Below are 19,391 nucleotides of genomic sequence, written 5' to 3' on the forward strand. Positions count from 1 at the left end.
CCAGCACGGCCAGCACGGCCAGCACGGCCAGCAACACCATGCCGCACCGGCCCGGGCACGGTGAAGGCGTTCCGCCGGAGGTCGTCCGGTGATGTTCCTGTCCGTCGCGGCGTCGACCGCGCCGCCCGAGTCCACGCAGCAGGTGGTCGGCTACCCCTCGCTCTTCCTGCTGGTGCTGATCGGCGCGCTGGTGCCGGTGGTGCCGACGGGTGCGCTGGTGAGTTCGGCGGCCGTGGTGGCCTTTCACCAGACCTCGGCGTTCGCGCTGCTGCTGGTCTTCGCGGTGGCGGCGCTCGCGGCGTTCCTCGGAGACGTCGCGCTGTACTGGCTCGGGCAGCGCGGGATGCGTTCCAAGAACGGCTCGCGCTGGCTGGAGACCCTCCGCGACCGCGCCCCGGAGGACCGCCTCACCCAGGCCCAGGAGAAGCTGAGCGACCACGGCATCGCCGTACTGGTCCTCTCCCGCCTCGTCCCGGCCGGCCGCATCCCGGTCATGCTCGCCTGCCTGCTGGCGAAGATGCCCCTGCGCACCTTCGCCCGCGGCGACGTCCCGGCCTGTCTCGCCTGGGCCGTGACGTACCAACTGATCGGCATCCTCGGCGGCTCCCTCTTCAGCGAGCCCTGGGAGGGAGTGGTGGCGGCGGTGGTGCTGACGGTGCTCATCAGCCTGACCCCCAGCCTGTGGCGCCGGATGCGCAGGACCGTCGCCTAGGCCGACAGGACCTGGCCGAGCACCCGCGAAGCTCCCACCGGCAGGTCCCAGAGATCCTCCCGGTCCAGCCCCGCCTTCTCCCAGGCCGCCCGAACCCGCGTCAGCGGCTCCAGGACCGGCTCCGCCGAGAGCACGAAGGTGCCCCAGTGCATGGGAGCCATGCGGTGCGCCCCGAGGTCGAGGGCGGCCCGCACCGCCTCCTCCGGATCGCAGTGGACGTCGCTGAGCCACCAGCGGGGGTCGTACGCGCCGACGGGGAGCAGGGCGAGGTCGATGCCGGGATAGCGCCGGCCGATGCGGGCGAACCAGTGGCCGTACCCCGTGTCTCCCGCGAAGTAGACGCGCTGTCCGTCGGGCGCCGTCAGCACCCAGCCGCCCCACAGCGTGCGACAGCTGTCGGTGAGACTGCGCTTGGACCAGTGGTGGGCGGGGACGAAGTCGAAGCGGACGCCGCCGAGTTGGGCAGCCTCCCACCAGTCCAGCTCGGTGACCTGGGTGAACCGGCGGCGCCTGAACCAGCGTCCGAGCCCGGCCGGCGCGAACACCGGTGTGTCGCGCGGGAGTCGGCGCAGGGTCGGCGCGTCCAGGTGGTCGTAGTGATTGTGGCTGATGACGACCGCGTCGACGCGCGGCAGCGCGCTCCAGGCCACGCCGACCGGGGTGATCCGGGCCGGGGTACCGAGGATCTTGCGGGACCAGACCGGGTCGGTGAGGACGGTGAGCCCGCCGACGCGGATCACCCAACTCGCGTGCCCCGCCCAGGAGACGGCGACCGTGCGCGCGTCGACCTGGGGCAGCGGCCCCGGTTCGAAGGGCAGCAGCGGGATGTCGGCGAGCCCTTCGGGCCCTGGGCGCAGCACGCCCTCGCGGGCGAAACGGGCCAAGGCCCGCAGCCCCGGCAGCGGCGCGGTCAGCCGGTCCACGAAGGACCGCGGCCAGACACGCCTCTCGCCGAGCGGACGGGGCTCGGCGAGAGGATGGAGAGGGTGGAGAGGATCGAGAGGAGACAGCGGAGAGAGAGGAGAAGAGGGAGACAGCGGCCCCGTCACCGGGGCCTGCGAAGACGCCGGTTCGTCGACGTCCTTGGTGCTCGTGCTCGTGCTCGTGCTCCTGGTCGACTCGGACTGCTGCGTCATCGAGGAGGCTCCCATCGCTGAGCGTCGTCGCGGAGATCGTCGAAGGCCGACCCCAAGAGGGTCAACGCGCGTTGCACATGTGGCAGTTCCAACGGCGCGGGTGACGTGAGGCATTCCGCCCGCTCGTCGTCCGTGGCACCGAGCAGCGGCCCGGTCCCCAGCCGCACCCGGAGCGCCGCGAGGTCGTCGCCGAACCGGTGGCCGCCCGGCGCGGGCATCCCGAGCCGGGCGGTGAGGAAGTCCTCCAGATCCTGGGCGTCGCCCACACCGTGCGCACCGAGCGCGGAACGCAGCGGGCCGAGGTCCACGTACAGGTGTCTCCCGGCCTGCGGGGGCCGCGCGAGGGCGCCCGCGCCGACCACGGCGTGGTGCGCGGCAGCGGCCACGCGCGCGTGCAGGCGTACGGCGGCCGCGAGCCGCCCGGTGACCTCGGCGGGCTCGCCGAGGGCGTACGCGGCCGCCGCGGCGACCGGTTCGGCGACCCGGGCATCGAGCACGGTGAGCACGTCGAGGACGCGGGCGCGCAGCCGGACGCCGGAGTCGTTGTCGGTGAAGCGGGCCACGGCGGCCGGCCAGCCCTGCGGCAGGAAGGGCCCCGCGAGGTCCGTGACGACGGTGACCCCGCCGGGGAGCATCTCGGCGGGGCTGAGCAGCACGGTGTCGTGCGGCCGGTGCAGGGTGTCGCGCCAGGTCTCGTCGCTGACGATGTGCAGGCCCTCACCCGCCGCGGCCTCCATGGTCTCGTGGACCACCTCGGGCGGCGCGACGGTCGCGGTGGGGTCGTCGGCGACGGACAGCACGAGCAGGCGCGGGTCGCCGCCTTCGGCGCGGACTCTGCGGATGGTCTCCAGGAGGGCGTAGGGGTCCGGGATGCCGCCGCACTCCGCGGGCGTCGGCACATGGAACGCCGATCTGCCCAACAGGCGTGCCTGCGGCGCCCACCACGCGGCGCACGGGCGCGGCACGAGGACGTCGCCACCGAGCGCGCCGGTCAGCGCGAGGAGCAGCGTGGCGGCGCCGGGTGCGGCGACCACCCGGTCCGGTGCGGCGGGCAGTCCTCGGCGGGTCCAGTAACCGCACGCCGCTTCGAGCAGCGCGGGCCCGCCGCCGGAGGGCTCGGCGTGGGCGAGGTCCGCGGCCGCCGCGAGCACGGAACGGAGTTCCGGCAGCACGGGCAGACCCTGGTCGGGAAGCTGCGGCCCGTAACGGACGGGCCCGTGGCCTTCCGGATCCGTCCGCCGCATACGTGCCTCCGCGCAGTCCGTGGTGCCGTGCCGTGCCGTGTCGCCCGTGCCGTGCCGTGTCGCCAGTGCCTCGCGTGTCGCCGATGCCGAGCTCTGTTCCGGTGCTCCCGTCCCTGTACGGTTTCCGCCACCCCCACCTCTTCGTACAGCCCTTCGTACAGCCCTTTGTACGGTCCCGCTCGCTCCCTCGGCCTCTCCGTACCCAGGGTCAGGCCACCCCAAGGGCACCCGGTCGGGTTGTGCCTGTCACAGCGTCACTTGTCCGCCGGCGCACCCTTGTGGAGCAGTCGGTACGCGGCGGTGCCGACCGCGCCCGCGATCAGGACGCTTCCGGCGATCAGGGCCGGGATGGACCCGGTGAAGGCGCCGCCCTCACCGGCGCTCACCCCGCTTTGAACGGTCGGGGGACGCTCCACGGTGTCGCTCACGGCAGTGGTGCCACGGGCCACGGTGTAGGAGGCGGTCCACTGTTTCTCCCGGCCGCCCGGTGCCACGGGGCAGGCGCCGTCGACGCCCCAGTCGGACTCGGGGCCCATCGCGTCGGTGCCGTCGTCGGCGTTCCCGCCGGGCGGGATCCGGGCCGTCCCGCGGTAGGCGGGGCCCGCCACGCCCCCGTGGTCGCCGGCGACGCGGCGCAGCTGGACCTTGCCCTCCTCGAAGCCCTGGGAGGAGGCGTCGATGAATTCGGGCGGAGTTCCGCCGAACGCGTCGCAGGTCACGGAGATGCTGACGGTGCCGCCGGGCGTGACGGAGCCCGGGCTGACCTCCGCGGCCGGATCCGCGGACGCGGCCGACGCGGCGGCGCCCAGGGCGGCACCGGCCAGGGCGATGGCGGACAGGACACGGGCGGTGCGGCGCATGGGCGTGGCTCCTTCGGCCGGGCTGCGATCCGGGGGCACGGCCGTCGTGCCCCCGTTGGCCCATCACAGCCCGCCCGGCGGCCGGGCGCGCGCGGCCGGGCACCATTCGCGGGACACAGACGCCCGAGCGGGTGACGCCGCGGTCGTGGCGACCGCGGCGCTCCCGGGCACGGCGCCCGCCACCCGGGGCGGTCGGTCAGCCGGACAGGGAGACGAGCTCCCGCTCCAGGCCCCGGCCGCGTTTGTCCACGACGGCGGAGGCGACCTCGGACAGTCTGCGGTGGGTGCGCTGCGAGATGCGGCGCGGTGCCCCGAAGGCCGCGTCCGCGTCGCAGCCCAGCACAAGCACAAGCACAAGCACAAGCATGACAATGCCGCACGCCTGGTCGACGACGGGCCGGGAGCGCAGTGCGGCGCCCAGCTGGTCGAGCTCGGTGAGCGAGGCGCGGTAGGAGCGGTCGCGGATCAGGCAGGTCACGGCGACGTCGCCGAGGGCGCGGGCGGGGCCGTGCGGGGCGTCTTGCGGTGCGCCGAGCCGGAAGCTGTAGCGGCTGAGAGTCACGGTCAGCCCGGGGCGCCGCAAGGGGGATGGTGACGCCGGAGCGCACGCCCGAGTCGAGGGCCACGGCGCGGTACGTCGGCCGGCGCTCCTCGCGCAGCAGGTCCGCCGAGGCGACGGGCTCACCACGCTCCAGGGCGGCCGGAATGGTCCCGCCGCCGCAGCGGAGCCGTACCGAGACGAGTCCGGCGAGGTCGGGCCGGGTCACCGCGGCGGGCGGCCATGACGCCCAGTCATATAGCCCTGGTGCGAGCCTGGTTGGGCCGACCCGGCACCGCCGCCCTACGCCGCGTCACGCATGACCTGGTCGCGGAGCCGGTTGCAGCAGCGGCTGATCAGCCGGGAGACGTGCATCTGGGAGATGCCGAGCTCGTCGGCGATACGGCTTTGGGTCATGTCGCTGAAGAACCGCATGTAGAGGATGGCGCGTTCGCGCTCGGGCAGGGCCTGGAGGCGGGGCTTGACGGCCTCGCGGTCGATGACGGTGTCGAGGGCCGGGTCGGGTGAGCCGAGGGCGTCGCTGAGCGAGTAACCGTCCTCGCTGCCCGGGAGTTCGGCGTCCAGGGAGAGCGCGGTGTAGCTCTCCAGGGCCTCCAGGCCGGTCAGGACGTCCTCCTCGCTCAGCCGGGCGTGCTCGGCGATCTCGGCGACGGTGGGCCTGCGGCCGGACACGGTCTGCGACAGGTCCTGGCAGGCGAACCGCACCCGGTTGCGCAGGTCCTGGACGCGGCGCGGTACGTGCAGGGTCCACATGTGGTCGCGGAAGTGACGCTTGATCTCACCGGTGACGGTCGGCACCGCGTAGCTCTCGAAGGCGTTGCCGAGCTCGGGGTCGTACCGGTCGACGGCCTTGACCAGGCCGAGCGCCGCGACCTGGCGCAGGTCCTCGTAGCTCTCGCCGCGGCTGCGGAACCGTCCCGCGAGCCGTTCGGCCATCGGCAGCCAGGCCTCGACGACCTCCTCGCGGAGCGTGTCGCGCTGCCGGCCCGGGGGGAGCGTGGCGAGCTTGCGGAATGCCTCTGCGGTGTCGGGGGCGTCGTCGTGCGGATGATGCTTCGCGCTCGCTTGAGTTCGCATGGTGCGTCGCAACTCCCTTGCAGATGCCTTGGGTTGGACGGTCGGTCACCCTGGGAGCGCACCCGTGCGCCGGACGGGTACACCCTGGCGCGGTTCACCGCTCCCATGGACGTGCCTCCTGTCCGAAGCACTGGAATTGCGCCTGCCCCGGCGTATCCGGGGCAAACACGCGCAGGCTTTTCCAGCAGCCGCAGGCCCAAGGGGATCTTGAAGAGCCGAGCCCCGGCGGCACAGGTAGGTTGGCAGCAACCACCCGAGGAGCCGCACCATGCCTGCCCGTCCCAGTGTTCTGTTCGTGACCGATCTCGCCTACCAGGCCCGAGGACGGCGCTACTGCGACGAGGACATCTTCCTGACCTCCCGGCTCCGCGACGCCTTCGACATCGCCCTGTGCCACCCGCTGGACGCCGCCGCGCTAATGGACTCCTTCGACGCGGTCGTGGTCCGCAACAGCGGCCCGGTGCTGCACTACCAGAAGGAGTACGACGCGTTCCGGGAGCGGGCCACGGTGCGGGGCACCCGGGTCTACAACCCGCTGTCCGGCCGCGGCGACATGGCCGGCAAGCAGCACCTGCTGGACCTGACCGCCGCCGGATACCCGGTCATCCCCACCATCAACCGGCCGCAGGACCTGGCCCGTCTGCCCGAGACCGGCCAGTACGCGGTCAAGCCGAAGGCCGGCGCGGACTCCATCGGCCTGGCCTTCGTGCCCCGGGAAGGGCTGGACGGCCTCGCCTACGGCGACATCCTGGTCCAGCCGCGTATCGACTTCCGCTACGAGGTGTCCTTCTACTACGTCGACGACACGTTCCAGTACGCCCTGCACGCCCCCGACCCCGACCGGCGCTGGGTCCTCGAGCCCTACCAGCCGACCGACGCCGACCTCGCGTTCGCCCGCCGGTTCATCGACTGGAACACCCTCGACCACGGCATCCAGCGCGTGGACGCCTGCCGCACTCAGGAGGGCGAACTGCTCCTGGTCGAGCTGGAGGACCTCAACCCCTATCTGTCCCTGGACCTCGTCGCCGACCGGACCCGCGACACCTTCGTCACCGGCATGACGGCCTCCCTCCACCGGTTCCTGGACGCTCCGCCCGCCGCCTGACGGGAATCCCCGCACCTGCCGGGTTCCGGGCGGATCAACGTGTCGGCTCCGGTTCCACGGGTACGCGATGACCACCCCCGAACATCTGGAGGGAGTCATGCAGCGAGGCAGTGACCGGCTGAGTGTCCACCGGGACGAAGAGATGAAACACGAACTGCAGGGGCTGCTCAGGTCGGGGCACCCCACCCGGACCGAGGAGTGGCACGACCCCGAGCCGAGTGCCGACGACGACCCGCAGCTCGCGGGCGGACCCGTGACACCGGGCCGCGCGCCCGCCGCCGTGGAGACGGTGCGCCTCGAACTGGCGCGGCTGCTGGGCCGTACCTCGTTCCCCGCGGGTCCCCGCGAGCTGACCCGCCTCCTGCGCGACAAGCACGCGCCGGACGTCCTCATCGAACCCCTGGAGCGGCTGCCGCACAAGGCGCACTACGCCACGGCGCACGAGCTGGCCGAAGCGGTGGTACACGCCGGGCAGCGCTGAAGGGAGGCATAGGCGCCCGCTCAGGGGTACTGCGGGCGACCACCGGGCGATCGGGATCCTCACCGACCGCGACATCGCCCTGCCCCATGATCGACGGAGTTGCACGTCGGCGTCGTACGGCAGCCCGACCACCCCGACGCGCGCCTCGGCGGCGAGTCCGGCCGCGGTGAAGGGGTGTTCGGGCCGGTGGCCGTGTGCGGCGGCCCGAACACCCCTTCACCAGCTCCTCCTGACGCGGCGCGGCGACCAGTGGCTGGTCCAGCAGGTCCGCCGTCTAGGGCGCACGCCCCAGCAGGCACAGGAGTTTGGTCTGCACATCGGCGCCGGGTGGCGGCTCCACCGGCGCGGCGAAGAGCCCGGTCTTCGCCAGGTTGGCAGCGTACGGCGTGACTTCGCGCACCGTGAATTTCAGGAGGTCGTCCGGCAGCCGTTCGTCGGCGCCGATCGCGCGGGACAGGTCCCAGGCGTGCACGGTCAGGTCGGTCACCGTCTGCGCGCAGTAGGCGCTGGCCACGGTGTCGCCGTACGAGAGGTGGACGGTGCGCTCCAGCGCGCCCGGCGCGGCGAAGGCCGTACGGGAGGCGTGCGCGGCGGTGTCCCAGGAGGCGGCCGGGTCGGAGCTGAGCAGGTCGCCGTCGAAGGTGTCGCCGACGGCCTCGACGGTGGCACCGTCCCGGACCAGCGCGGGCACCCACAGCTGTTCGGAGACGAGATGGTTGACGAGATCGCGCACCGTCCAGTCGGTGCAGGGCGTGGCGGCCTCCCACTGGTCGTCCCTGACCGTGTGGACGCGGTCGCCGAACAGGGCGAGGGCCTCCGCGTGCCGGGTGAGGACCGGATGGACGTCTGTCATACCGCTCATTCCGCTCCGGCCCCCCGGTCCCTGGCTCCCTCGCGCGTGCGGCCCGCGACCACCGGGCGGCGCGGGTGGCGGCGCAGATACTCGCCCTCCAGCTCGGCCATGCGCACGTTGTGGGTGCGCAGTGCGTCGTTCGAACCGTGCAGCAGCGTGTCATGGCGCGTGCGGTGGATCGTCTCCAGCTCTTTCATCAGCTGCTGGTCGTCCAGCCGGCCCGGGTCGACTCCGGTCATCATGGTGGTACCCCGATCGTCGTGTCCTTCGGTGCGGTCCGGGTACCCGCCCGCCGGCAATACCCCGAGCGGCATCCGGGAGGGAGCCATGGATCTCGCCTTTCTCCCTCCACTTTACGAAGATCCGGGGTCCTGGGCAGCTGTACGAAATATGCACACACGTACGACGCGCGGCCACGGACGTCTGCGCCCTGCCGACGCGCTCTCCACCTGCGGGAAGTGACCCTCGCGGGCCGCTAGCGGGCGCGCTCCACCCTGCGCTCGTCCCACACCGGCTCCGTGGTCTCGCGTACCCGGCCGTCGGAGCCGAAGACCAGGTAGCGGTCGAAGGAGCGGGCGAACCAGCGGTCGTGGGTGACCGCGAGGACCGTGCCCTCGTACGCCTCCAGGCCCTCCTGGAGGGCCTCCGCGGACTCCAGGTCGAGGTTGTCGGTCGGCTCGTCGAGGAGCAGGGCCGTGGAGCCCTCCAGCTCCAGGAGGAGAATCTGGAAGCGGGCCTGCTGGCCGCCGGAGAGCTTCTCGAAACGCTGTTCGGCCTGCGCGGTCAGCTCGTAGCGGCGCAGCCGGGACATGGCGGCGCCGCGGTCCTGGGCGTGCTCGGTCCACAGGATGTCGAGCAGCACGCGGCCCTCCAGCTCCGGGTGGGCGTGTGTCTGCGCGAAGTGCCCGGGGACGACCCGCGCGCCGAGCTTCCACTCGCCCGTGTGCGCGACGGTGTCGCCCGCGAGCAGGCGCAGGAAGTGCGACTTGCCGGAGCCGTTGGAGCCGAGTACGGCGACCCGCTCGCCGTAGAAGATCTCCAGATCGAAGGGGTTCATCAGGCCGGTCAGCTCAAGTCCCTTGCAAGTGACCGCCCTTACGCCGGTGCGCCCGCCGTGCAGCCGCATCCTGATGTCCTGCTCGCGCGGCGGCTCCGGAGGCGGCCCGGCCTCCTCGAACTTCCTGAGCCGGGTCTGCGCGGCCTGATACCGGGAGGCCAGCTCATGGCTGATGGAAGCCGCCTGGCGCAGATTCAGCACGAGCTTCTTCAGCTGGGCGTGCTTCTCGTCCCAGCGCCGCCGCAGCTCCTCGAACCGGGCGAAGCGCTCCCGCCGTGCCTCGTGGTACGTCGCGAATCCGCCGCCGTGCACCCAGGCGTCGGCACCGGTGGGGCTGGGTTCGACGCTGACAATCTTCTCGGCGGCGCGGGCGAGGAGCTCGCGGTCGTGCGAAACGAACAGGACCGTCTTGCGGGTCTCCTTCAGCCGCTCCTCCAGCCAGCGCTTGCCCGGTACGTCGAGGTAGTTGTCCGGCTCGTCGAGCAGCAGCACCTCGTCCGTGCCGCGCAGCAGCGCCTCCAGCACGAGCCGCTTCTGCTCGCCGCCGGAGAGCGTCCGCACCAGCCGCCACTGCGCCTTCTCGTACGGGATGCCGAGCGCGGCCATCGTGCAGATGTCCCAGAGGGTCTCCGACTCGTATCCGCGCACCTCGGCCCAGTCGGACAGCGCCTGCGCGTACTGAAGCTGTGCGGCCTCGTCGTCGACCGCCATCATCGCGTGCTCGGCGGCGTCGACGGCCTGCGCGGCCTCCCGGATGCGGGGCGGCGCCACCGACACCAGCAGCTCCCGTACGGTCGTCTCGTCCCGTACGGACCCCACGAACTGCCGCATCACGCCCAGCCCGCCCCCTACGGTGACGGTCCCCCCGTGCGGCTTCAGCTCCCCCGAGATCAGCCGCAGCAGCGTCGTCTTGCCGGCCCCATTGGGCCCCACGAGCGCGACGACGGCCCCTTCCCCCACCCGAAACGACACATCGCCGAGCAGCGCCCTCCCGTCGGGAAGGTAGTACTCAAGATGCGCGGCTTCGAGGTGTCCCATGGGGAGGCATTCTCCGGGGAGCGGGGGGTACGGGGCAAACGCGTATTCGGCTGGGCATCTTTTGGCCCGTCCGGCGTTTGAGGACGAGGCCGTCCAGGCCGAAGCGGGGGTCTGAGGGCGACAGCCCCAGGCACGGGAAGGGCAGGGGCGGGAAGGGCAGGGGCGGCGGGGGCGAGGAAACGCTTGACCAGGGTACCCGCACCCCCATGACCCCAGACGTCGACCTCACCGTCCGCCCGCCGGGGCGCCACGCACTCAGGGACCGACTGCTCGCAGCGGACTGCCGCCTCTTCGAGGCGGTAGCCGCCCGGCACTGGCCCGGCTGCGACCGCCTGCTGCCCAGGCTGAGCAGGACCGCGAACCACGGCGTGCTGTGGTGCGCCACAGCGGCGGCACTCACAGCGAGCCGCACCCCGCGGGCACGCCGAGCCGCTGCCCGAGGCCTCGCGTCGCTCGCCCTGGCCTCCGCCACCATCAACACCCTCGGCAAGCGCTCGGTACGCCGCCCCCGCCCGCCCCTGGACCCCGTCCCCCTGATCCGGCAGCTCAAGCGCCAGCCGATCACCACCTCGTTCCCGTCGGGCCACGCCGCCTCGGCCGCGGCCTTCGTCACGGGCGTGGCCCTGGAGTCCCGCGGCTGGGGCGCGAGCGTGGCGCCGCTCGCCACCGCGGTGGCCCTGTCCCGCGTCTACACGGGCGTCCACTTCCCGAGCGACGTCCTCGCGGGCGCCGCCCTGGGCGTGGGCGCCACGTACGCGGTACGGGGCCTGGTCCCGACCCGCGACCAGCTGCCACCGCCCGGCCGCACCCATGCGGACGCGCCCGCGCTGCCCGGGGGCGAGGGCCTGGTCATGGTGGCCAACACAGGCGCGGGCACCCCGGACCGGGTACGCGCCCTGCGCGACGCCCTGCCGCGCGCGAGGACCGTGGAGTGCGAACCGGCCGACATCCGGGCCGAGTTGGAGAAGGCGGCGACCCGCGCCCGGGTCCTCGGCGTATGCGGCGGTGACGGCACCGTGAACGCCGCCGCCGAGGTCGCCCTGCGCCACGGCCTCCCCCTCGCCGTCCTCCCGGGCGGCACCCTGAACCACTTCGCCCACGACCTCGGCGTGGAGGGCGACCGCGATCTGGGCTATGCCCTCCGGCAGGGCGACGCGGTCCGCGTGGACGTGGGCCGATTCTCGTCGGGTGCCACGCGGGGCATCTTCCTCAACACCTGCAGTCTGGGCGTCTATCCGGAACTGGTGCGTGAGCGCGAGTACTGGGCCCGGCTGATCGGCGGATGGCCGGCTGGGGTGCTCGGCGTGCTGCGCGTCCTGCGCGCGGACCACCATCCACTGCGGGCCGAACTCGGCGGCCGCACCCACCCGTTGTGGCTGCTGTTCGCCGGCAACGGCACGTATCACCGTATGGGTCTCGCCCCGGCCCGCCGCCACGACCTCGCGGACGGACTCCTGGACGTACGCGTCGTGCACGGCGGCCGCCGCCCCGCCGTCCGGCTGCTGGCCGCCGCGCTCGCGGGACCGCTGACCCGCTCCCCCGCCCACGCGGCCGTACGAGTACGCCGCCTGCGCGTGGACGGCGTCGCGCCCGGCACGCTCCTCGCGTACGACGGCGAAGTCACCGAGGTGGAGGGTGAGGTGACGCTCCAGAAGATTCCCGGGGCGCTGACCGTCTACCGGCCGCTGCCTCCCCGCGACTTGCCCACATAGCAAGACGCGGGTCTCATTATTCGACATGGGCGCGTACGGTGATGCCTACCGCCTCACGGAGCGGCGACTCCCGAGGCCCGTACGACGAGAAGGGGAACGGTCATGTCGAAGGCGCAGGAGACCGCTGTCTACACGCACGGCCACCACGAGTCCGTGCTGCGTTCGCACGTCTGGCGCACCGCCGCCAACTCGGCGGCGTACCTGCTCGACTCACTGAAGCCCCACATGAAGATCCTGGACATCGGCTGCGGCCCCGGGACCATCACCGCCGACCTGGCGGAACTGGTTCCCGACGGACACGTCACCGCCGTCGACCACGCGCCGGGGATCCTGGACCAGGCCAGGGCCGTCGCGGCCGAACGCGGCCTGGAGAACGTCGAGTTCGGGATCGCGGACGTCCACGCGCTGGAGTATCCGGACGACACCTTCTGCGTGGTCCACGCCCATCAGGTGCTCCAGCACGTGGGCGACCCGGTCCAGGCGCTGCGGGAGATGTACCGGGTCACCAAGCCGGGCGGGTTCATCGCCGTCCGCGACGCGGACTACTCGGCGATGCCCTGGTATCCCGAGGTACCGGGCATGACCGACTGGCAGGACCTGTATCTGCGTGTCGCCCGTGCCAACGGGGGCGAGCCGGCGGCGGGACGGCGTCTCAAGGCGTGGGCACTGGCGGCCGGTATCCGGGACATCAAGGCCACGTCGAGCACGTGGACGTTCGCCACCGAGGACGAGCGGGTGTGGTGGAGCGGGCTGTGGGCGGACCGCACGCTGGCCTCCGCCTACGCGGACCGTGCCACGGAGGGCGGCCACGCCACCACGGATCAGCTGCGCGCCGTGTCGGACGCCTGGCGGGAGTGGGGGCGGCAGGAGGACGGCTGGTTCTCCGTACTGCACGGAGAAATTCTCTGCCGTAAGGAAGTCTGATTCGCCTGCTTCGGGAAACCCGGAAAGCAGGAGGTTCAGAATATGGTTCCCATCCTGCTGGTACTGCTTCTGGCGCTGATTCTCTTCGGCGCGGGATTCGCAGTGAAAATTCTCTGGTGGCTAGCCCTGATAGTCATCGTCCTGTGGCTGCTTGGATTCCTGGTGCGCGGTACGAGCGCTTCAGGAGGCAGGGGCCGCTGGTATCGGTGGTAAACCCACCCCGGGTCTATTCCCTGGAATGTAGCGGTCCGAGCTGCCCGAGGTCCAGATTCAGCTGGACCTCGGGCAGCTCGGATAAGCTCCGCATTCTGCTGCGCGTGCAACCGTGCACGCTCCGACAATCTTCATCGGGAAATAACCGGGAACGAGTGCCGCGCAAACGGCACGCACATGGTCAGCGGACGACGGCGTGCTCCACCAGCAGCCGCGCCGCCGCCGCGATCGACTCGGCGTCGATGCCCGCGGCGTGCAGCTGCTCGGCGGGAGTCGCCGAGCCCGGCATCGTACGGACGGCGAGGCGCACCAGGCGCGGCACCGGGCGGCCGTCGAGGAAAGCGTCGAGGACCGCGTCGCCGAGGCCGCCCTCCTCCCGGTGGTCCTCGACGGTGAGGAGGCAACCGGTGTGTTCGGCGGCCTCGCGCAGGGTGCGACGGTCGACCGGCTTGACGGAGTACAGGTCGATGACGCGGGCCCGGATGCCCTCGCGGTCGAGCGACTCGGCGGCGGCCAGCGCCTCGTGGACGGTGACGCCCGCCGCGACGAGCGTCAGCCGGTCCTCGTCGGAGGCGCGCAGCACCTTGCTGCCGCCGACCGGGAAGTCCTCGGTGGGGCTGTAGATGACGGGGGTGTCCCCGCGCGAGGTGCGCAGATAGCGGATGCCCGCCAAGCCCGCCATCTCACTGACGAGCTTGGCGGTCTGGTTGGCGTCGCACGGGTACAGCACGGTCGATCCGTGCACCGCCCGGAACATCGCCAGATCCTCCAGGCCCATCTGCGAGGGCCCGTCCTGCCCGATGGAGACGCCCGCGTGGGAGCCGACGAGGTTGATGCCGGAGCCGCTGATCGCGGCCATGCGGACGAAGTCGTACGCGCGGGTGAGGAAGGCGGCGAACGTCGAGGCGTACGGCACCCAGCCGCGCGCGGCCATCCCGACCGCGGCCGCGACCAGCTGCTGCTCGGCGATGTAGCACTCGAAGAAGCGGTCGGGGTGTTCCTTGGCGAAGAACTCGGCGCGCGTCGAGTCGCTCACCTCGCCGTCCAGGGCCACGATGTCGCCGCGGGCGGTGCCGAGCGCGGCGAGCGCCTGCCCGTAGGCGTCGCGGGTGGCGGCCTTGTCGCCGGTCTCGTAGCGCGGCAGGTCGAGGTGACCCGAGCGTACGGCGTGCAACATCCGTGCGGCGGGCGGCTGTTGGACCTCCACGCGCCGGTCGTGCACGCCGCCGAGTTCGGCGATCGCTTCAGCGGCGTCCGGCAGCGGCTTGCCATGCAGACCCTCACGGTCCTGGACCGACTCGACGCCCTTGCCCTTGAGGGTGCGGGCGAGGATCGCGGTCGGCTGTCCCCTGGTGGACTCGGCCTCGGCGTACGCACGGTCGATCGCGTCGACGTCGTGTCCGTCGATCTCCACGGTGTGCCAGTCGAAGGCCTGGAACCGGCGGGCGTACGCGTGCAGGTCGTGTCCGTGCCGGGTGGGCCCGCGCTGGCCGAGCCGGTTGACGTCGACGATCGCGGTGAGGTTGTCGAGGTGCTCGTATCCGGCGTGCTCGGCGGCCTCCCACACGGAGCCCTCGGCGAGTTCGCTGTCGCCGCACAGCACCCAGACGCGGTATCCGGTACGGTCCAGCCGTTTTCCGGCGAGCGCGATACCGACCCCGACGGGCAGCCCCTGTCCGAGCGAGCCGGTGGCCGTCTCGACCCACGGCAGCCGCTGGGGCGTCGGGTGCCCTTCGAGCCTGCTGCCGAGTTTACGGAGGGTGAGCAGCTCGGCCTCGCTGATGGCCCCGGCCGCCTTGTACGCGGCGTACAGCAGCGGTGAGGCGTGCCCCTTGGAGAGGATGAAGCGGTCGTTGCCGGCGTGCTGGGGACGTTCGAAGTCGTAGCGCAGATGCTTGGCCAGCAGGACCGCCATCAAATCGGCGGCGGACATCGAGGAGGTGGGGTGGCCGGAGCCCGCGGCGGCGGTGGCACGGACGCTGTCGACGCGCAACTGCTGGGCGAGATCGATGAGTTGGCGGGTGTTCATGACTCTCCTTCCGAGCTGCTGTCCTGTTCCCGGCGGCTCGGGCGACCCACGGGTTCCTGGCTGCTTGGGCGACTCTCGGTTTGTCCGGGCGGGCCGGTCACCCTCGCCAGCTCCGGCGAGGCGGTGTCCAGCGGCACCGACCACGAGCGGACCAGGCCCAACTGCACGGCCTGGCGCGGCAGTACGGCGTCCAGCAGCCAGTCGGCCGCGACCCGGACGCGGTTGCCGGGCATCGCGGCGAGGTGATAGCCGCGGGTGACGGCTCCGGCGAGCGGGCCGGACAGCGGGATACCGAGCGGGTTGGCGGCGGCCTTCGCGCCGCCGAGGTCGACGGTGAAGCCCAGGTCGCGGTGGCGGTAGGGGCGGCGGCCACCGATACCGAGCGAGGCGGCGACATTGCGGCCGGCGACCTTCCCGTGCCGCCAGGCGTGTTGCGCGGTCATCGGTGTGTACTGTCCGGGCTTCTCCAGATCCGGTACGGCGGCGGCGTCCCCGCACGCGAACACCTCGGGATGTCCGGGTACTTGAAGATACGGATCGACGAGCAGCCGCCCACGTTCAAGGGGCCGTCCGAGGCCCTCGACCAACGGGTCGGGCCGTACGCCGACACACCACACCAGGGTTCGCGTGTCGACGAACTCCCCGTCGCTGAGCCGGACTCCGGTCGGCGTGGCCTCCTTCACCGAGGTCCCCGTGCGCACGTCCACGCCCCGCTGCCGCAGCACGCGGTCGGCGGTGCGCGAGAGCCGCTCGTCCAGCTCGGGCAGCACCCGGGGCGCGAGGTCGAGCAGCAGCCAGCGGGGCCGCATCCCCTCGCGCAGCGGCCGCTTCCGTACCAGCGCGTCGGTGAACAGCTTTCCCTGCGCGGCGACTTCGGTCCCGGTATATCCGGCGCCGACCACCACGAAGGTGCAGCGCGCGGCGCAGCTCTTGGGGTCGTCGGAGGCGGCGGCCAGCTCCACCTGCCGGGTCACGTGATCCCGTAGGTACAGCGCTTCTGGCAGCCCACGGAAGCCGTGCGCGTACTCGGCGACGCCGGGAATGGGCAGCAACTTGTTGACGCTCCCGACGGCGAGCACCAGACGGTCGTACGTCAGCGTGCCCCCGTCGCCCTCCGGGTCGGTGTAGTGCACGGTGCGCGCGTCGAGGTCGATGCCGTCGGCCTCGCCGAGCACCAGGCGTACGTGGGACAGCGTGCCGCAGAGCGAGACGGTGACGCGTCGCGGCTCCAGGACTCCGGCGGCGACCTGGGGCAGGAGGGGCAGATACAGAAAGTAGTCGGTTGGATTCAGCAGAGTGATATCGGCCTTGTGCCGGGTCAGCCGCGACAGGACGCGGGCCGTCCGGTACCCGGCGAAGCCGGCACCGACGATCAGAATGCGGGGTCGACTCACGTTTCGCCTCCGGCGGTGTCGCTCGTACGGACTTTCCGCGTCCCCCTGGTCAGGGCACCCAAACGCGGAGGCTTCCGGCGTTTCGCGCGCGACCCGGGCGCGCAGGGCCGGATCCCCTTCGTGTGGTCGGTGATCGGCGCCTTCTCCGAAGCGGTTTCCCTGCCGACCGAGACAGCGGTGACCTGTCCGACCGCACGGATCCACCCGGCGGTGGCCGCGCAGGCCGCGGCGACGAACGCGGTCATGACGAACGGCCGCTTCCGGCTCGGCGTCGGCACCGGCGAGCGGCGGCACGAAGTTCTGTTACGGCCCCGCCCGCGACGAGGCGGTACGCACCGTCCGCGGACGGCCGCGGCTGCAACAGGCAGCCCTATGAGACTGATCCGGCGCCCAGTTCCGGCTGCGGCGCCCAACTCCCCTTGATCAAAAGGCTCCTGGCGTTCCGTCACAGCCTGCGGCTACGATCGGTGAACGGGAGTTCGCAAAGGGGGGCGTGCCAGGTGACTGCGCTGAGCGAGGGATCGGATGCCCACGTCGTCGGCGCCAGGGTGCCGCTGGACGCGGACCGGCTCAAGCATCTGGAATTCATCCAGGCTGTCATCACGCGCCTGGGCACCAACTCGTTCCTCGTCAAAGGCTGGGCACTGACCCTGGCCGCGGGTTTCCTGGCACTGTCCGCGAGCCGCCTGAGCTGGCAGATCGCCACCGTCGGAGTCGTACCGCTGCTCTGCTTCTGGTATCTCGACGGCTTCTTCCTGCGGCAGGAGAGGCTCTTCCGTCACCTCTACGACGACGCACGCCGACCCGATGACAGGGTCGAGATGCTGTCCATGAACGTGGGCCCTTACCTCGCACGGGCGCCCTTGCTGCGCGTCACGTTGTCGCAGACGCTGGTGCTGTTCTACGGGCCTCTGCTGGCGGCCGACCTCTTGATGATCGCCGTCGCGCTGTGATCACGGCTCCGGCTGCCGACCGATCGCCGCGGAGAGCCGGCGGGCGAGCCCGTCCAGCTCGGCATCGTCCCTGAACCCCGCTCCCCGTGGCGGCCAGATGGCGCCCATCGCATCCCCGGGCCAGCGCGGCACCAGGTGCACATGGGTGTGGAACACGGTCTGCGAGGCCGTCGCCCCCGCGGAGTTGATGACGTTCATGCCTGCGGGTTCGAGCACCGCGCGCAACGCCCGGCCAACCGTCAGCACCGTGCGCATCAGCAGCTGCGCCCCGGTGTCGTCCATCGTCCACAGATCCGCGGCATGTGTCCTGGGCACGACCAGCGTATGCCCCCGGGTCGCGGGTGCCAGCGGGAAGAAGGCCATCGTGTGCGTGTCCTCGCAGATCACGCGCGCCCTGCTCGGGTTCGCGACGATGTCGCAGAAAGCGCAGGCTGTCATCGGCCTCTCCCCGTACGGATGGATCGGGCACGAACCGCACCACTCGCGCGCGATCTCTGATACGAACCCTGACATTGATCGCGGCGGCTTGCGACGAGGGGTGGGCGGAACAGCGGCATGGGCGGCATTTTCATCAACTACCGCAGGCATGAACCGACCGACGACGTCAGGGAGGACTTGTTCGAGCGGCTCCAGCGGCATTTCGGCAAGGAGATGGTGTTCCGCGACATCTCCTCGATCCTGCCGGGACAACGGTATCCGGACGCGCTGCGGGAGCGCGTGGCGGACTGCGAGGTCCTGCTTGTCGTGGTCCACCAGGGATGGACGGCAACGCGGGACGAGTCCGGTGTCAGACGGCGGCTGGACCGTGAGGACGACTGGGTACGTCTGGAAATCGAACTGGCTCTGGGCGCCGGCAAGACCGTCATTCCCCTGCTGCTGGACGGCGCCGAGCCTCCGAAGCCGGGCGAGTTGCCGGAACGGATGCGCGACCTCGCCCACCGCCAGGCCCACCGCCTCCGCGGAGATCGACGCCACGCCGACCTGACGGAACTGATCGCCGTACTGGAGCCCGACGTGGCACCGACGTGGCAGCCGATCCCGCCGACGGAACGGCGGCGGGTCCGGCCGGGTCGGTGGCTGGGGGTCGCCACCGCGATCCTGGCGGCTGTCGTCCTGTGCGCGGTTCTGGCACTCGCACGGGAGGAGAGCCGGGCCGGAAAGGGCGGGCTTCCGTTCGCCTACGCCACCGTCGGCTCCTGTCTGGGGATGTGCGCGCCCCTGCTGGCGGTCGGCGCCGTCCACGGCCTGCTCCGTCGCTCTGTCAACTCTTGGGAGCGCGAACTTCACACGATCAAACATCGAACGTACATTCGCCAGACTTACCCGATCGCCGTCGCGCTCCTCCTCATCCCGTTGTTCGGCACCCTCTCTCTGAAGGGCGATCTGGGGACCGAGATGTCGCTGGTCCTGCTGCTGCCCCTGTGCATCGCCGTCGGCTGGGCGGCGTCCACCAACGTCCGCCTCGAGAAGAGGGACCAGGACCTGTGGAGCAGATGGCCGCAGGGCCTTCCCACCCCCGTGACCCGACCCGCGCTGCGGCGGGCGATCGCGCGTCTGGAGCGCCGCATGAGCATGGACGGATGGGTGCGACCGCTCCCACGGGACCTGCGGGAGAAGGCGCAGTGGGAACTCGCCGACATCCGGGAGGCCCTGACCGGACTGAGCCGTGAGGCGAGGCGGTCGCGCGTGGACTGGCTGAGCCAGGACCACCCCTGGATGTTCGGCTTCTACGTCGTATGGGTGACGCTGACCGCGGCGCTCGCCTTCGCGTCAGCACTCGCCTTCAGCGCCGCGGGAACGGGCACGTCGCGCACGTACGTCGCGCTGGTCGCCGTGACCCTGATCGGCGCCGTCCTGTCCCTCGGCACCATGGAAATCGGCCACCGCCATCAGCGCTGGCAGCGACACGAGCTGGTGACGGAAGCCGTCGAGCGCAGGGACGTGCTCGCCGAGCGTCTGGCGGACCTGAGCTCCCCCGCACGCGTCAAGCCCATCGCGCCCGCACCGCGCCCCGAAGAGCACGCGGAGCCCGACTAGGACAGGG

At 71.8% G+C, this 19,391-nt stretch carries 19 protein-coding genes and 1 pseudogene; 9 read left to right on the forward strand and 11 right to left on the reverse strand.

From position 1 onward, the window contains the following. The first annotated feature begins 91 nt into the window (after positions 1-91). Positions 92-712 carry a DedA family protein gene (locus ACZ4WS_RS04290; RefSeq protein WP_467976924.1) on the forward strand — a complete coding sequence of 207 codons (621 nt, stop codon included), beginning with the start codon at positions 92-94 and terminating at the stop codon, positions 710-712. Here the strand turns inward: ACZ4WS_RS04290 and ACZ4WS_RS04295 are convergent. The 5 genes from ACZ4WS_RS04295 to ACZ4WS_RS04315 form a co-directional block, all read right to left on the reverse strand. Continuing rightward, the gene (locus ACZ4WS_RS04295; protein WP_467976926.1) at positions 709-1,848 is read right to left on the reverse strand and encodes an MBL fold metallo-hydrolase; all 1,140 of its coding nucleotides are present in this window, start codon (positions 1,846-1,848) and stop codon (positions 709-711) included. The genes ACZ4WS_RS04290 and ACZ4WS_RS04295 overlap by 4 nt on opposite strands. Continuing rightward, entirely contained in the window at positions 1,845-3,092 is a 1,248-nt protein-coding gene (locus tag ACZ4WS_RS04300) for an aminotransferase class I/II-fold pyridoxal phosphate-dependent enzyme (protein ID WP_467976928.1), read from the reverse strand. The genes ACZ4WS_RS04295 and ACZ4WS_RS04300 overlap by 4 nt, the downstream gene beginning before the upstream one ends. Before the next feature lie 254 nt (positions 3,093-3,346). Beyond that, positions 3,347-3,952 (reverse strand): hypothetical protein, encoded by a 606-nt coding sequence (locus ACZ4WS_RS04305; RefSeq protein WP_467976929.1) that lies wholly within the window; start codon positions 3,950-3,952, stop codon positions 3,347-3,349. Positions 3,953-4,148: 196 nt separating this feature from the next. After that, a complete protein-coding gene (locus tag ACZ4WS_RS04310; protein ID WP_467976931.1) occupies positions 4,149-4,514 on the reverse strand; it encodes an ANTAR domain-containing protein in 366 nt (121 codons plus the stop codon). A gap of 279 nt (positions 4,515-4,793) precedes the next feature. Further along, on the reverse strand, positions 4,794-5,588 hold the full coding sequence (locus tag ACZ4WS_RS04315) for an RNA polymerase sigma factor SigF (RefSeq protein ID WP_467976933.1): 795 nt from the start codon (positions 5,586-5,588) through the stop codon (positions 4,794-4,796). A 268-nt stretch (positions 5,589-5,856) separates the two neighbouring features. Between ACZ4WS_RS04315 and ACZ4WS_RS04320 the strand changes: the two genes are divergently transcribed. After that, on the forward strand, positions 5,857-6,693 hold the full coding sequence (locus ACZ4WS_RS04320; protein ID WP_467976935.1) for an ATP-grasp domain-containing protein: 837 nt from the start codon (positions 5,857-5,859) through the stop codon (positions 6,691-6,693). Between the two features lie 97 nt (positions 6,694-6,790). Then, on the forward strand, positions 6,791-7,174 hold the full coding sequence (locus ACZ4WS_RS04325; protein WP_467976937.1) for a DUF2795 domain-containing protein: 384 nt from the start codon (positions 6,791-6,793) through the stop codon (positions 7,172-7,174). 274 nt (positions 7,175-7,448) lie between these two features. Here the strand turns inward: ACZ4WS_RS04325 and ACZ4WS_RS04330 are convergent, their stop codons facing one another. The 3 genes from ACZ4WS_RS04330 to ACZ4WS_RS04340 all read right to left on the reverse strand — a co-directional run bounded on the left by ACZ4WS_RS04330 (position 7,449) and on the right by ACZ4WS_RS04340 (position 10,122). Next, entirely contained in the window at positions 7,449-8,036 is a 588-nt protein-coding gene (locus ACZ4WS_RS04330; RefSeq protein WP_467976938.1) for a TIGR03086 family metal-binding protein, read from the reverse strand. Further along, positions 8,033-8,341 (reverse strand): DUF6158 family protein, encoded by a 309-nt coding sequence (locus ACZ4WS_RS04335; protein ID WP_467977196.1) that lies wholly within the window; start codon positions 8,339-8,341, stop codon positions 8,033-8,035. Before ACZ4WS_RS04335 ends, ACZ4WS_RS04330 begins: the two co-directional genes overlap by 4 nt. A gap of 161 nt (positions 8,342-8,502) precedes the next feature. Beyond that, the gene (locus ACZ4WS_RS04340) at positions 8,503-10,122 is read right to left on the reverse strand and encodes an ATP-binding cassette domain-containing protein (RefSeq protein ID WP_467976940.1); all 1,620 of its coding nucleotides are present in this window, start codon (positions 10,120-10,122) and stop codon (positions 8,503-8,505) included. A gap of 206 nt (positions 10,123-10,328) precedes the next feature. On the opposite strand from ACZ4WS_RS04340, the gene ACZ4WS_RS04345 reads away from it, so the two are divergent. The 3 genes from ACZ4WS_RS04345 (at position 10,329) to ACZ4WS_RS04355 (ending at position 12,971) form a co-directional block, all read left to right on the forward strand. Next, positions 10,329-11,834 (forward strand): phosphatase PAP2 family protein, encoded by a 1,506-nt coding sequence (locus tag ACZ4WS_RS04345; RefSeq protein ID WP_467976941.1) that lies wholly within the window; start codon positions 10,329-10,331, stop codon positions 11,832-11,834. A 102-nt stretch (positions 11,835-11,936) separates the two neighbouring features. Continuing rightward, positions 11,937-12,758 (forward strand): class I SAM-dependent methyltransferase, encoded by an 822-nt coding sequence (locus tag ACZ4WS_RS04350; protein WP_467976943.1) that lies wholly within the window; start codon positions 11,937-11,939, stop codon positions 12,756-12,758. A 42-nt stretch (positions 12,759-12,800) separates the two neighbouring features. Continuing rightward, positions 12,801-12,971 (forward strand): hydrophobic protein, encoded by a 171-nt coding sequence (locus tag ACZ4WS_RS04355; RefSeq protein WP_467976944.1) that lies wholly within the window; start codon positions 12,801-12,803, stop codon positions 12,969-12,971. 181 nt (positions 12,972-13,152) lie between these two features. Here the strand turns inward: ACZ4WS_RS04355 and ACZ4WS_RS04360 are convergent, their stop codons facing one another. Next, complete coding sequence (locus ACZ4WS_RS04360; RefSeq protein WP_467976945.1) at positions 13,153-15,000, reverse strand: transketolase; 1,848 nt, start codon at positions 14,998-15,000, stop codon at positions 13,153-13,155. Continuing rightward, positions 14,997-16,394 carry an NAD(P)/FAD-dependent oxidoreductase gene (locus tag ACZ4WS_RS04365; protein WP_467976947.1) on the reverse strand — a complete coding sequence of 466 codons (1,398 nt, stop codon included), beginning with the start codon at positions 16,392-16,394 and terminating at the stop codon, positions 14,997-14,999. Before ACZ4WS_RS04365 ends, ACZ4WS_RS04360 begins: the two co-directional genes overlap by 4 nt. Positions 16,395-16,493: 99 nt before the next feature. On the opposite strand from ACZ4WS_RS04365, the pseudogene ACZ4WS_RS04370 reads away from it, so the two are divergent. Both ACZ4WS_RS04370 and ACZ4WS_RS04375 read left to right on the forward strand, forming a co-directional pair. Continuing rightward, positions 16,494-16,700, forward strand: a pseudogene (locus ACZ4WS_RS04370) (LLM class flavin-dependent oxidoreductase); the annotation flags it as partial. Between the two features lie 194 nt (positions 16,701-16,894). Next, positions 16,895-17,347: a hypothetical protein gene (locus ACZ4WS_RS04375; protein WP_467976948.1), complete on the forward strand. Its 453-nt coding sequence runs from the start codon at positions 16,895-16,897 to the stop codon at positions 17,345-17,347. Here ACZ4WS_RS04375 and ACZ4WS_RS04380 read toward each other — a convergent pair whose 3' ends face one another. Further along, positions 17,348-17,785 (reverse strand): HIT family protein, encoded by a 438-nt coding sequence (locus ACZ4WS_RS04380; RefSeq protein WP_467976950.1) that lies wholly within the window; start codon positions 17,783-17,785, stop codon positions 17,348-17,350. Between the two features lie 117 nt (positions 17,786-17,902). Between ACZ4WS_RS04380 and ACZ4WS_RS04385 the strand changes: the two genes are divergently transcribed. Continuing rightward, positions 17,903-19,384 carry a toll/interleukin-1 receptor domain-containing protein gene (locus ACZ4WS_RS04385; RefSeq protein WP_467976952.1) on the forward strand — a complete coding sequence of 494 codons (1,482 nt, stop codon included), beginning with the start codon at positions 17,903-17,905 and terminating at the stop codon, positions 19,382-19,384. Positions 19,385-19,391 lie beyond the last annotated feature (7 nt).

The organism is Streptomyces sp. NPDC029292 (genome assembly GCF_055569295.1).